12 protein-coding genes and 1 other annotated feature are annotated in these 13548 nt (G+C 35.2%); of the genes, 5 read left to right on the top strand and 7 right to left on the bottom strand.

From position 1 onward, the window contains the following. Positions 1-63 precede the first annotated feature (63 nt). The gene (locus tag H1A07_RS08695) at positions 64-789 is read left to right on the top strand and encodes a gamma-glutamyl-gamma-aminobutyrate hydrolase family protein (RefSeq protein ID WP_210144962.1); all 726 of its coding nucleotides are present in this window, start codon (positions 64-66) and stop codon (positions 787-789) included. A 16-nt stretch (positions 790-805) separates the two neighbouring features. Continuing rightward, the gene (locus H1A07_RS08690; protein ID WP_210144961.1) at positions 806-2206 is read left to right on the top strand and encodes an APC family permease; all 1401 of its coding nucleotides are present in this window, start codon (positions 806-808) and stop codon (positions 2204-2206) included. 46 nt (positions 2207-2252) lie between these two features. On the opposite strand, the gene asnA is transcribed toward H1A07_RS08690, so the two are convergent. Beyond that, positions 2253-3263, bottom strand: a complete 1011-nt coding sequence (asnA, locus tag H1A07_RS08685; protein ID WP_210144960.1) for an aspartate--ammonia ligase — start codon at positions 3261-3263, stop codon at positions 2253-2255. A 58-nt stretch (positions 3264-3321) separates the two neighbouring features. After that, positions 3322-3563, bottom strand: a binding site (T-box leader). A gap of 117 nt (positions 3564-3680) precedes the next feature. On the opposite strand from asnA, the gene H1A07_RS08680 reads away from it, so the two are divergent. Then, positions 3681-4583, top strand: coding sequence for a DMT family transporter (locus H1A07_RS08680; protein WP_210144959.1), 903 nt, complete (start codon positions 3681-3683; stop codon positions 4581-4583). Positions 4584-4620: 37 nt separating this feature from the next. Here H1A07_RS08680 and H1A07_RS08675 read toward each other — a convergent pair whose 3' ends face one another. The 3 genes from H1A07_RS08675 to thiD form a co-directional block, all read right to left on the bottom strand. Then, positions 4621-6009, bottom strand: a complete 1389-nt coding sequence (locus H1A07_RS08675) for an APC family permease (RefSeq protein WP_210144958.1) — start codon at positions 6007-6009, stop codon at positions 4621-4623. After that, positions 5990-6673 carry a type 1 glutamine amidotransferase gene (locus H1A07_RS08670; protein WP_057718697.1) on the bottom strand — a complete coding sequence of 228 codons (684 nt, stop codon included), beginning with the start codon at positions 6671-6673 and terminating at the stop codon, positions 5990-5992. Before H1A07_RS08670 ends, H1A07_RS08675 begins: the two co-directional genes overlap by 20 nt. 75 nt (positions 6674-6748) lie before the next feature. Further along, positions 6749-7564: a bifunctional hydroxymethylpyrimidine kinase/phosphomethylpyrimidine kinase gene (thiD, locus tag H1A07_RS08665; RefSeq protein ID WP_210144957.1), complete on the bottom strand. Its 816-nt coding sequence runs from the start codon at positions 7562-7564 to the stop codon at positions 6749-6751. Between the two features lie 183 nt (positions 7565-7747). Here thiD and H1A07_RS08660 point away from each other — a divergent pair, with 183 nt between their 5' ends. Further along, entirely contained in the window at positions 7748-8524 is a 777-nt protein-coding gene (locus H1A07_RS08660; RefSeq protein WP_210144956.1) for a tyrosine-protein phosphatase, read from the top strand. Positions 8525-8561: 37 nt separating this feature from the next. Here the strand turns inward: H1A07_RS08660 and H1A07_RS08655 are convergent, their stop codons facing one another. Together H1A07_RS08655 and H1A07_RS08650 are read right to left on the bottom strand one after the other, a co-directional pair. Further along, the gene (locus H1A07_RS08655; RefSeq protein WP_210144955.1) at positions 8562-9548 is read right to left on the bottom strand and encodes a LacI family DNA-binding transcriptional regulator; all 987 of its coding nucleotides are present in this window, start codon (positions 9546-9548) and stop codon (positions 8562-8564) included. A 10-nt stretch (positions 9549-9558) separates the two neighbouring features. Next, positions 9559-11028 carry a sucrose-6-phosphate hydrolase gene (locus H1A07_RS08650; protein WP_210144954.1) on the bottom strand — a complete coding sequence of 490 codons (1470 nt, stop codon included), beginning with the start codon at positions 11026-11028 and terminating at the stop codon, positions 9559-9561. Positions 11029-11264: 236 nt separating this feature from the next. On the opposite strand from H1A07_RS08650, the gene H1A07_RS08645 reads away from it, so the two are divergent. Further along, positions 11265-13208 carry a sucrose-specific PTS transporter subunit IIBC gene (locus tag H1A07_RS08645; protein WP_094498254.1) on the top strand — a complete coding sequence of 648 codons (1944 nt, stop codon included), beginning with the start codon at positions 11265-11267 and terminating at the stop codon, positions 13206-13208. Positions 13209-13390: 182 nt separating this feature from the next. Here the strand turns inward: H1A07_RS08645 and H1A07_RS10425 are convergent, their stop codons facing one another. Next, entirely contained in the window at positions 13391-13513 is a 123-nt protein-coding gene (locus tag H1A07_RS10425; protein ID WP_268766060.1) for a hypothetical protein, read from the bottom strand. Positions 13514-13548 lie beyond the last annotated feature (35 nt).

The following is a 13548-nucleotide window of genomic DNA, read 5'->3' as shown; positions in this document are numbered from 1 at the left end:
CATTAAAAGTTTTAATTTATAATTAATTCAACTGTTAAAAAGTAAGTTAAAGGAGATAGCAACATGAAACCAATTATTGGTATTTCTGGTTCTGTAATTATTGATGATGGTGGAATTTTTCCGGGCTATCGTCGTAGCTATGTTAATGAAGATTATGTTGATTCTGTCGTCCAAAATGGCGGAATACCCTACATTATTCCTTTTAATGGGGATGAAGAAGTAATTAAGGAACAGCTTTCAAATGTTCAAGGATTGATTTTATCTGGAGGACATGATGTTGATCCTCATAACTATGGTGAAGAACCTGAACAAAAATTGGGAGATATTTGGTCTGAGCGTGATCAATTCGATATGCGTTTATTGAAATTAGCTGAAGAAAAGGAAATTCCAGTTTTAGGAGTTTGTCGTGGTGCTCAGATAATAAATGTTTATCACGGTGGAACGCTATATCAGGATCTCAGTTATAGAAAAGAGAAAACGTTAAAGCATAATCAAGGACAGACACCTACTTTGCTTACACATACTGTAAAAACAGTTGTAGGTACAAAAATTGCTGAATTATTGGGGAAAGAAAAATTGCAAACTAATTCTTTTCACCATCAATTAATTAAAGATGTTGCACCTAATTTTAAAGTAGCCGCTCGCTGTGTAGATGGAGTAGTGGAGGCAATTGAAAATGAAGATGCGTCAGTCATTGCGGTTCAATGGCATCCTGAAATGCTTCACCGAGTAGTTTCTTATCAAAATAACTTATTTAAATATATCATTGATATGGCAAAGACAAAGTAGAGGAAGTTATTAATAAATGAATGAAAAAGAAACAAGTAAATTAGGTTTTTGGTCTATTGTACTCTTAGCCATTAATTCAATTATTGGCTCAGGAATATTTTTGACACCAGGTAGCGTTGTTCAACAAGCTGGGTCAAAAGCCTTAATTGTGTACTTTATTGCTGCAATTTTCGCTTCAATTTTAGCTATATCTTTTGCGGCAGCAGCAAAGTATGTAACTAAATCTGGGGCTGCTTATGCATATTCAAAAGCCGCTTTTGGAAATAATGTCGGTTTCTATATGGGAATTTTACGTTACTTTTCTGCAAGTGTAGCTTGGGGTGTAATGGCAGTTGGGGTTATTAAATCTACTATTTCTATTTTTGGTGGTAACCCAAATGAGACAATGAGCGTAACTATTGGCTTTTTGATATTGATGGCCGTTATTACGATAATTAATTTATTTGGTCAAAAAGTTGTTAAGTATGTTATGAACTTAGCGACTATTGGTAAGTTAGCTGCTCTAGTATTAATTATTATTGCAGGGGTAGTTTTATTAATTGTAAGTGGTGCTTCAAGTAATTTAAGTCAGGTAGATCAGATTACTCAAAATGGTCAAAAGATTGTTCCTACTTTAACTACTACAGGTTTTGTAATGGCAATCGTATCTGCCTTCTATGCCTTTACTGGATTTGAATCAGTTGCTTCTGGGTCAGATGATATGAAGAATCCTGCTAAAAACCTTCCACGTGCTATTTCTTTAGCAATTATTGTTATTGCAATCATTTATATTGGCGTTGTTGCTGTTGCAATGATGCTCGATCCCAAAGCATTAATGACAACAAAGCAAGTTGTTGCAATTGCTGCTATCTTTAAGAATGAAATTTTAAGGGATGTTATCTTAGTTGGTGCTTTAGTTTCAATGTTTGGTATTAATGTTGCTTCTAGTTTTAATGCTCCACGAATTTTAGAAGCGATGGCACGTGAAAACCAATTTTCAAAAGCTTTAACTAAAAGAACCAAGAATAATTTTCCAATTAGAACCTTCTTTATTTCAGTATTGTTAGCTATTTTAATTCCAATGGCTTTTGAATATAATATGGTTAACTTGATTACTTTAAGTGCTATGGTACGTTTCTTAGGCTTTATTGTTGTTCCATTAGCTGTTATTCAGTTCTATCGTGGAAAGACAGCAGAGCCTGTTTTAAATGCACCAAAAAATGTATGGACTGATGTAGTTATTCCTATTCTTTCAATTATTTTAGTATTATTCTTGCTAGTAGAATACAATTGGAAAGCCCAATTTGGTGTGGCCAATGCACAAGGACAAGTAATAGGCATTAACTGGTATGCTGTTGCAATGATGATTTTTGGATTTATTCTTTTACCTCTAATTATGTTTATTATCTCTAGAAAAGATCGTAAAGCTAGTAAATAACGAAAAAGACTGTTAAGCCTATTGGCTTAGACAGTCTTTTTTTGTGCTATAGAATTTTGATGTCAGCAGCTTCACATGATTCAATCATTTCGAGAGGCCAAATACTAGCTTGAACTTCACCAATATGGGCTTTTCGTAGTAAAAGCATGCATAAACGAGATTGTCCAATTCCACCGCCAATTGTATAAGGAAGTTCACCATTTAAGAGCATTTTATGGAATGGTAAAGCAGCTCGCTCTTCAGCATGAGCTTTTTTAAGTTGTTCTTTGAGTGATTCTTCACTTACGCGAATTCCCATAGAAGAAATTTCAATTTTACGTTGTAATGGTTCATACCAGAAAAGTAGATCACCATTTAGTTGCCAGTCATCATAATCGGGTGCACGGCCATCATGAGGCTTACCACTACGTTTTAGTTTGTCGCCAATTTTCATTAGAAAGACAGCTTTTTTCTCTTTTGCAATTTTATCTTCACGTTCATCTGGCGTTAGATCAGGCCAGCGATCTTCTAAATCTTGAGTAGTAATGAAGGTAATTGTATTTGGTAAACGATAAGTAGAACTAGGATAACGTGCAGCAACTTCTTTTTCAGTTTCTTTTATTGCTTTAAAGATTTGCTTAACAGTAGTTTTAAGAGTTTCAATATTACGTTCATCTTTAGAAATTATTTTTTCCCAATCCCATTGATCAACATAAATTGAATGAAAATTATCTAAATCTTCATCACGTCTAATGGCGTTCATATTAGTGTAGAGGCCTTCATGACTACCGAAGCCATAATCCTTAAGAGCTAAACGCTTCCACTTAGCTAAAGAATGCACAACTTCAATTGTGTCGTCGGGTATTGCTTTCATATCAAAAGACACTGGACGTTCAATACCGTTTAAGTTATCGTTTAGACCAGTAGACTTTTTAACGAACATTGGTGCTGACATTCTTTGAACATTTAAATTTTCTGCAAGTTTATCTTGAAAAGTTTCTCTAATAAAAACAATTGCGGCTTCAGTGTCACGAATGGTTAAACTTGGATGATAATCCTTAGGTAAGATAAGTGTCATAAATAAAACTCCTTAGAAAGAATTTAAGAGTAAAGAAAAAGCCCTTCACCCCTGATATTCTCAGGACGAAAGGCTTTTTTCCGCGGTACCACCTAAATTGTCTAAATATAGACCAGCTTAATTAGAGCACAATCATGCTCCTCGGCTTGATAACGTACCGATGACGGCGTAGCTTACTATAATTTAGGCTAGCAGCACAGCGAAAAAGTGTTATTCGATAATTCAGGGTCTACTAGCTTCTCACTAACGCTAATTCACTGAAAGAATAAAATTATCTACTCGTCTCTTCATTGCTTTTTAAGTTTTATATTAATTATATTTAACTCGATTTGCGTTGAAAAAGCAAGAGGTAAAAAGATAATTTTTTTGGTGTGTGTTATGATGAATCTTGCAAAATATTAGGAAAGTTGGGAAGATATGACGAAAAAAAGATTGTGGACTTGTTTAGCAGCGCTAGCCTGTGTTTTCTGGGGAATTTCAGGTCTATTTGCTAAAGGATTATTCAATATAAGTTCTAGCATTACACCAATTTGGATTTCTCAGGTGCGAATGGTAGTTAGTGGAATTATTTTGCTTGTATTTGCCCAATTGGCAGGAAAAAATCCGCTTAAAACAATGGCTAATAAGAAAGATGCGGTAACAGTGCTGGCTTATGGCTTGTTAGGATTATTGCCCGTGCAATATTGCTATTTTATTGTTGTGCAACAGGCAAATGCCTCAATTGCGACAGTGTTACAGTTTATTGGACCATTTTTTGTCTTATTTTATATGGTAGTTTTTGAGCACCAGGTATTACGTGCAGTAGATGTACTAGCTGCGGTTGTTGCTTTTATAGGAGTTTTCTTTTTAGCTACACATGGGCACTTTAATCAGTTGTCCTTAACTCCTTCTGTTTTGTTTTGGGGCCTTATTTCGGCAGTAGGAGTAGCCACTAATACTCTAATTCCCCGACGATTACTTGATCATACATCAAGCTTAGTGGTAACAGGATGGGGCTTACTTTTTTCAGGTATTGCTTTGGTAATAGCACATCCGGTATGGCCAAAGGTTCCGAATAATATTAACATTTTTTGGCTAATGGCTGGTGTGATCGTGATTGGAACTCTGATTCCATTTCAATGGATGATGGGATCACTTCGTTATATCAAACCATCAACTGCTAGTTTATTAGATGCTTTTGAGCCGGTTTCCGCAACGATTGGGTCAGTAATTATTTTTGGATTAGTGATGGCTCCAATTGATTGGATTGGTTCAATAATGATCATTTGTGCAGTATTAGCACTTAATTGGGAACCGAAAAGTCATAATAAAAAAGAGTAGTTACTCGTGATTTTTGAGTAACTACTCTTTTTTGTAATTAATTATTTTTTTTGCTGATTTTACTATGTTTATATCCATAGATACAGTAAATAAATAGGCCAAATAAGAACCAAATACTAGCAAAAATATAAGTTTTAACAGATAAAAAGCACATCATGCCAATGCAGGCAAGTCCAGAAAGAATTGGAATTACTGGATAGAATGGAACCTTGAAGTCACCTTCAGGAATATCTTTTCTTCTACGCAGTAAAATGACGCCAAATGATACGAAAGTAAAGGCAAGCAATGTTCCAATTGATACTAAGCTAGTGAGTTCTTCCATTGAGAACAAACCGCCCATTAAAGCAATAACGATAGTTACAATCCAAAGTGAATTTTCAGGAAGTCCATGCTTATCAATTTTTCCTAAAAAGCTAGGGAGGAGTCCATCGCGTCCAATGGAATAAATTAGACGTGAACTTGAGTAAATCATAGTTAACATCATTGTACTCATTCCAACAATGGCACCAATCGATAATAAATCTGCTACCCAACCTTGGTTAACTAGCTTTAGGGCGTAGGCAACAGGATTGGCTACGTCTAATTGCTTGTAATTTACCATTCCAGTTAAAACTGCTGATACTCCCATGTAAAGCAATGCAGCAACAATTAATGTGCCAATAATTCCGATTGGCATATTTTTTTTAGGATTTTTAACCTCAGCTGCTGAAGATGAAACAACGTCAAAACCTAAAAATGCAAAAAAGACTGTAGTTGCCCCTCGTAAAACGCCGGTAGTTCCATATGGAGTGAAGGGTTGATAGTTTTTAGGCTTAATAAAAAATAAACCCACACCAATAAAAATAAATATGATTGCTATCTTAATTAAAACAGCAGCATTATTAAATTTCATGGATGCTTTCATTCCACGAGAAAGTAAGATTCCAATTAATAAAACACTAACAACTGCCCATAAATTTAGGTACGTACCATTTAAAGGATCGAACGGTCCCTCTAAATGATGAGGAATGTGTAATCTAAAGCTATGTAGCAAGGAGTTAAAATAAGAAGCCCATCCAGCTGATACTGCAGCAACTGAGAGCATATATTCTAAGATTAATGCCCAGCCTAAAATCCAACCAATAACTTCTCCGTAAAGAATATTTCCGTATGAGTAAGCAGAACCAGCTACTGGAATACTTGAAGAAAGTTCAGCGTAGCACATACTAGCTAAAGTACACACTAGGGCTGCAATTAGAAATGAAAGAGTAACACCAGGCCCCGCCTCTTTTGCGGCAACTGTACCAGGTAAAATAAAAATACCTGTACCAATAACGGCTCCAATACCAATAGTTAATAAGTCAAAAGCCCCAAGCGTTTTGGCAAAGTGCTTGTCTGTACCCAAATAACGCTTGAGGCTTTCTTTTCTAAACGGATTCAACTTCATTAGCAGTACGCTCCTTGCGACGTTCTAAAATCATTTTAACAATCGCATTTGCTACATTCGTATTACGAAGTAGCGGACCGTGAGAATATGAGCCAATAAAGTTTTTGTAACGTAAGCCTTCAACTTTATCTTGAGGGTTATTGCCGTAGCCTTCGATCATCTCACCAAAGGGATGAAGCATGTTAGTATTATCAAAATAAGTTTGACCTGAATGGTTTTCAAAAGCTTTAACTTCACCCCATTCAGTCATGTAACGGGTATCTCCAATCATACGTTTATCAGCCTTGAAAATAGTATGTAGAGGTAAAATACCTAGACCTTTAATGGTGATGCCAGAATTTGTTTTGTAGTAATCACCCATTAATTGATAGCCACCACAAATACAAAGCATTGGATTACCGGCCTTAATATAATTTTCAATAGTTTCTTTATGACGTGGCAGATCTTTAGCAACAACGGTTTGTTCAAAGTCTTGGCCACCACCAAAGAATAAAAAGTCGTAGTTCTTAGCGTCAAAGCTATCGTCTAGTGAAATATTATCAACTTCAGTTTGATAGCCTTGTTTAGCAAGTAAATAGCGAATCACTTTAACGTCGCCTGAGTCGCCGTAAGTATTCATTAAGTCTTCATATAAGTATGCAATTTTTATTGTTTTATCTGCCATAATTATCATCCTTATTAAAATCGTATGTTCAAAGTATAACTTAAAATTGCCTTAAATACGAGTTAATAAAAATATCTAATCAAGTTCTTCCTGTGCAGCTAAATGGTTAATTGGACCATATTTTGATCCTACATTAATTGGATGTGAAATTGCTTCGTAAGTAAAATCTTTAGCAATTTTAACTGCGGTCTTGATATCATTACCTTTTGCAAGCTCAGCCGCAATCACTGCGGATAAAGTATCTCCTGTACCATTAACGCGATCAGTTTTAAAATACGGCTTGGTTAGCCATTCTTCAGAATTGTCTTCTAGTAAAAGATAATCTTTAACTTCTGTTTGCGTATCATTATGGTGGCTACCTTTGATTAGAACATTTTTGACACCCATCTTTTGAAGTTTTTTTGCACCTTCTTTGATTTCAGCTTCATTTTTTAGATCAAGACCAGTTAACTTTTGTGCTTCAAAAAAGTTAGGTGTGATGATGGTTGCCATAGGTACTAACTTCTCAAGAAATGCTTGATAAGCGTCATTTGCTAAAAGAGTAGCACCGTGCTTAGTAATGATGACAGGATCAAGCACAATGTTTTGCATTTGATAATGCTTTAAATTTTTGGCTACTATATCAGTAATTTCTTTGTTAGCAAGCATCCCTGTTTTAACTGCTTTTATCTTAAAGTCATCATTCAAGACGTCGAATTGCTTTTGAATAAAATCTAATGGCATTAATTGTTGTGCAAAAATTCCTCGAGAGTTTCCTGCGACAGCAGCAGTTAATAATCCCATACCGTAAACACCACGAGCATAAAAAGCATGTAAATCAGCAGGCATTCCAGCACTACCATCACTATCATGACCAGCAATTGTTAAGGCTTCTATGTGTTCTTTGGACATTTGATGCGACCTCCTTGATGTGCTTTTCTTGTAAATTATTATTATCAATTATAAAAAATAAACTAACAAAGTGAAAGTATTTTGTATTTAGCCAAAGTATCTATACTTAGTTCTAAATACTTAATTACTGATAAAAATAGGCTAAAATACATCATGAGAGAAAAGCAGATAGAGGATGAAATAATGGAACATAATCGCTTAATTACTTTTGATGGTACTGTAAATTTTCGAGATATTGGTGGCTATGAAAATAATGAAGGGAAGCATGTTAAATGGAAAAAAATTTATCGTTCTGATTCTTTAAGTAGTCTAACTAAACGTGACGAAGAAAAATTAGAAAAGATGAAAGTCACGGTAGACTGCGATTTAAGAACAAGCAATGAACAAGTAATGGCACCAGATCGAAAATGGAATGGTGTTGAAGTTTTGGATTGTCATGTCTACGCAGAGGATAGCAGCGGTAATTTTGTTAATGACAGTCATAAACTATATCGCTTTTTACATCATATTCCTAAAGTTGACAGTTATTTGGGTGAAATTTACCAAAACGTGATTTTAAGTCCCGCCAGCCAGAAAGCTTTTGCTCGTGTGTTTGCGTCCCTACTTACCTTACCGGAGGATGAAGCGTTAGTATATCACTGCAGTGCTGGTAAAGATAGAACTGGAATGACCACAGCATTAATTTTAAAGGGCCTCGGTGTAGATGAGCATACAATTGCACGCGATTATTTATTGACAAATGAACTGTATACTTTTGGTCTTAAAAAGCAGCTTCCAAGTGATTCTGAGATGATTAAAATGGTTAATCGAATGAACGTTACTGAAGGTGAGGGAACGGCTGTTAAAGGAATTACACAAACAATTGATGCTGGATATGGTGGTTTTGAGAATTACTTTACGAAAGAACTTGGCTTTTCAAAGCAAGATCTAAAAGATTTTAGGAAATTATATTTAGAGTAACAAAAAACATTAGACACATTGAAGTGCCTAATGTTTTTTAGTTTCCACTAGATTCACGTTTAAGTAATTCTACGGGTAAATAGTAAGTATAGTTATCCAATTCTTCAGTCGGATTATCAATTCTTTTTTCTAAAAGTTTAACGAGTAATTGTGCAATTGAAGGAATTGGTTGAACAATTGTAGATAAACGTGGTTCAAAATTACGGACAACTTTACTACCATCAAAGCCAATAATTTTCAAATCTTCAGGAATATGAATTCCCAAATCATGGCTAATATTTAAAATAAGGAGGGCAGTGAGGTCATCAGAAGCAACGATTCCATCTACCTTATGATTTTCTAGCAAATCTCTAATTGCCATTTCTTTTAAGGCAAGAGTTTCGTTGAAGATTACTGGATGGATATGTTCCGTTAACTTGAGTTCCTTAATTGTTTCTTTATAGCCTAGGAGTCGCTTTTGAGTAGGGTGACCATCTAAAGTGGGGTTTCCGACAAAGTAAATGTGACGGGCACCATGATTATAAAGCTCTTGAGTAGCTAAACTACCACCTTTAAAGTTATCAGCACTAACAATTGGAATATTGTCCGATAGTTTTCGATCAAAGGATACAATTGGTAAGCCAGTTCTTTGATATTCTTCAATTCCTAAGTTATGTGCACCAGCGATAATGCCATCGACTTGATTAGCCATTAGCATTTGTAAGTAGGTGCGTTCTTTTTCTTTGTCATTACCTGCGTTACAAAGGATTGTTTTATAGCCATGCTTAAAAAGGCGATCTTCTATTTTAGAAACTAATTCTCCAAAAAAGGGATTAGAAACATCAGGAAAAATTAAACCAATTAATTTGGTTTTCTTACCTTGCAGAGATCGAGCAACTGAATTAGGTTGATAATTCAACTCTTTCATTGCTTCATGAACTTTTTTACGTGTTTTTTGACTAATATAGCCGTAATTATTAATTACGCGTGAAACTGTAGTAACAGAGCAGCCTGCTTTGGCAGCTACATCGGTTAATTTGACCATTATTATCTTCCTATAATATAGAATTCATGCTCCATAGTCGTCCCGTGTACTTAGTATCTTTGTCAAAAGCAATTTTTTGGTTTGGAGTTGGTGCAAAGAATCTTAAAGTAGCAACATGACGACCATTATTGATGAAAATTTCGCATAATGAGCCATCAATGAAAATATCTAAATCTAAATCTTGATCATCTTTCAGGTCAATTGTTCTAGTTGCACCATAATCTGGGTTAACAGCTGGACCACTTGAAGCACGATCAATTGTTAATTTTGCATTTTGATCTGTATTAAAATCAAGAACTAGACTTGATGATAGATCTTCATTAGAAGCTAAGTGTAATTTTCCACTTTGACCGGCTAGTAAGTGAAGTTTCAGTTCATATTGCTTACCGGCTGCTTGACTAATTATCTTTTCATTATTGAGCTGTTTCTCATTATGACGTAAATTCTTGATTGCATCTACTGGATGTTGATATAACGCACCATCTTTAATTTCTAAACGCTTAACTTGACTGTAGCAATTAGCCCAATTTTCTTTATCAGTTGGATAAGTACAATCTGGTAAGCCAACCCAAGAAATAGCATAGGCATTTCCATCAGGAGCATTAAAAGCTTGTGTTGCATATACATCAAAACCATCATCTAGGTTAACCGGATGAGCTTGAAGTGGCGTAAATTTAGCTTCACTTAAATTAATATCTTTGCCGATCCAGTACATATTTGGATAAATATTCTTGTAGTCGGCAACTGTTTTATCTAATCCTTGAGGACAGAAAATCAAAACAGGATAGTTATTAATGAAAACTAGGTTAGGGCATTCAATCATATAGCCCATTTCATCCTTACCTAAATCTAAATAACCATTTTCATGCCAAGTTTTAAGGTCGTCTGATTCATAAATATCAATATGACCACTCTTAGTTTTAGCATCTTGTGCACCAAGTAAAACGTAGTATTTTCCATCATGTTTAAATAATTGTGGATCACGGAAGTGTTCACTAACATGATTTGGTGGTAGAATTGCTGCTTTATCAGGTTTAGTAATATGATTATTTTCATCCATTTCAGCAATAACTTGATAAGGAATTCGAGTCCAGTCTTCATCACGATGATTACCAGTGTACATTAATAGAAGTTTTCCATTATGTTCCATCGCAGAACCAGAATATGCTCCCGCATTGTCTAAATCACTATCTGGATCAATTGCTGAACCTAAATAATGCCAATGAACTAGGTCAGGAGAGGCGTAGTGAATCCAAGATTTAACTCCATGAACTGGTCCAAATGGGTAAGATTGGCAAAATAGGTGATATTCGCCATTATAATAGGAGAATCCATTGGGATCATTGATCAATCCAGAAAGTGGGTGGATATGATAGTGCATTTGATATGGGGAAGTCGCAGCTTGAGCTTGAAGATTTAATAAAGTCTGTGCATCCCAATCTTTATATTTGCGATAACGTTGTTTTCTTGTCCATTCCATAACTTATTCACCTCATCGAATATGTAAACGCATTCTTATATAAGAATGTTAACTTAAAGCTGGTCTATATGTCAAACGAATAACAGTATTAAACTAGTATTTTAAAAAAATAGAAATTAAAATGTTGCAAAATAATAACATTTTCTATGATAAGCGCTTGACATAATTTTAGAATACGCTATCATAATACATGTAAATATTTAAAACGCTTACACATTTTCAAGGAGGAGACAGACATGGATCACAAAAAAGTTGCTGAAACAGTTATTGAAGCTGTTGGTCGCGACAACTTAGTAGCCGCTGCTCACTGTGCTACGCGTCTACGTTTAGTCTTAAAGGACGATAGTAAAGTAAATATGAAAATGCTTGATAGCGATCCAGATATCAAGGGTACTTTCAAAACTAATGGTCAATTTCAAATTATTATTGGGCCTGGGGATGTTAATAACGTCTACGATGAATTAATCAAAATGACAGGTCTATCTGAACTTTCAACTGATGATTTGAAGAAAGTTGCCCAAAAGGATCAAAAGTTTAACCCAGTAATGGCATTTATCAAGCTTTTATCTGATATCTTTGTTCCCATTATTCCAGCCCTAGTAGCTGGTGGTTTATTGATGGCTTTGAACAACTTCTTAACTTCTCCAGGATTATTTGGAGCTAAGTCAGTTGTTCAAATGGCACCTAGTGTTAAAGGATTATCTGAAATTATTCAGGTAATGTCAGCTGCTCCATTTATTTTTATGCCTATTTTAGTTGGTATGTCTGCAGCTAAGCGTTTTGGCGCTAACCAATTCTTGGGTGCAACTCTTGGTATGATTATGACTACTCCAGCTTTAGGCGGAGCAGGTAAGTACTGGGATATTTTTGGTTTACATGTATCTCAAACTAATTACCAATACCAAGTTATTCCAGTTTTAGTTGCTGTTTGGTTATTGGCATTCTTAGAAAAGAGATTCCACAAGTGGTTGCCATCTGCAGTTGACTTCACATTCACACCACTTCTTTCAATTATGATTACTGGTTTCTTGACTTTCACAATTATTGGACCAGTCTTTAAAGGTGTGTCAGATGCAATTACTGCTGCCATTGTTTGGTTATACAACACAACTGGTGCCTTTGGTATGGGTATCTTTGGTTTATCTTACTCAGCTATTGTTACTACTGGTCTTCACCAAAGTTTCCCAGCAGTTGAAACTCAACTTTTAGCTGAATATGCACGTGGTCGTGGATCCGGTGACTTTATCTTTGTTACTGCATGTATGGCTAACGTTGCTCAAGGTGCTGCTACATTTGCTATTTACTTCTTAACTAAGAATGAAAAGGTAAAAGGCTTAGCAAGTTCATCTGGTGTTTCTGCATTACTTGGAATTACCGAACCAGCATTGTTTGGTGTTAACTTGAAGTACAAGTTTCCATTCTTCTGTGCTTTAATTGGTGCAGGTGTTGGTGCTGCTTTTGCAGGATTAATGCATGTTACTGCTGCTGCCCTTGGTTCAGCTGGTTTCCTTGGATTCTTGTCAATGGTTCCAAAGAGTATTCCAATGTGGGCATTATCAGTAGCAATTAGTTTTATTGTTGCTTTTGGTTTAACCTTTGTATACGGTAAACGTCACCTTAAGGAAGACGTCGTAGAAGAATCGGGTACTGTTGAATCTGCTGGTGATCAAGTAGCACAACAAGAAAAAGCTGAACAAATTATCAAAGAAGATAAAGAATTACATGATGAAGTAATTGCTGCTCCTGTTTCAGGTAAAGCAGAAAGCTTGAAAGATGTAAATGACCCAGTCTTCTCTACTGAAGCAATGGGTAAGGGTGCTGCAATGGTACCAAGTGAAGGTACTATCTACTCCCCAGTAACTGGTGAAATTACAGTTGCTTATGAAACTAAGCATGCTTATGGAATTAAATCAGACGAAGGTGCAGAAGTTTTAATTCACATTGGTATCGACACTGTAAACATGAAGGGTGAAGGATTTACTACTGATGTAAAACAAGGCCAACATGTTGAAAAAGGTGAAAAGCTTGGAACGGTTGATTTAGATGCTGTAAAGAAAGCAGGATACGATACAACTGTCATGACTGTAATTACTAACACTACTAGCTATGCAAATGTTCAACGTATTGATGGCGTAGAAAAGAAGCATGGTGACGACTTAATCGCAGTTACTAAGAGATAATTATTGATAAGTAAATCAAAATAAGCTCATTTCCTGCTTTGGGGATGAGCTTATTTTTGTGATGAAAATAAATTGTTTAAAAGTTAAAAATATGCCATTTAGTTTTAATTTTTAATCAAAAAAACGCTAAATCATTCAGATTTAGCGTTCGTAATAAAGGTTAAACTTTTAAAGTAGTAGCCTTATTTGTTAATAATAGTTTTACCAGTAAAACATTCACCGAATAGATCAACTGCTAATGGATCCATATCATTTGTAAATTCCTTTACTGAAATAGTTAAAATTTCTTTCTTGCTTTCTTTCATAATTTTAATTCTCCTTTTTCTTTTTTAATGTTGAC

This window comes from Lactobacillus taiwanensis (genome assembly GCF_017894345.1).
Classification (GTDB): domain Bacteria; phylum Bacillota; class Bacilli; order Lactobacillales; family Lactobacillaceae; genus Lactobacillus; species Lactobacillus taiwanensis.
This window is presented reverse-complemented; position numbering and strand designations above follow the sequence as displayed.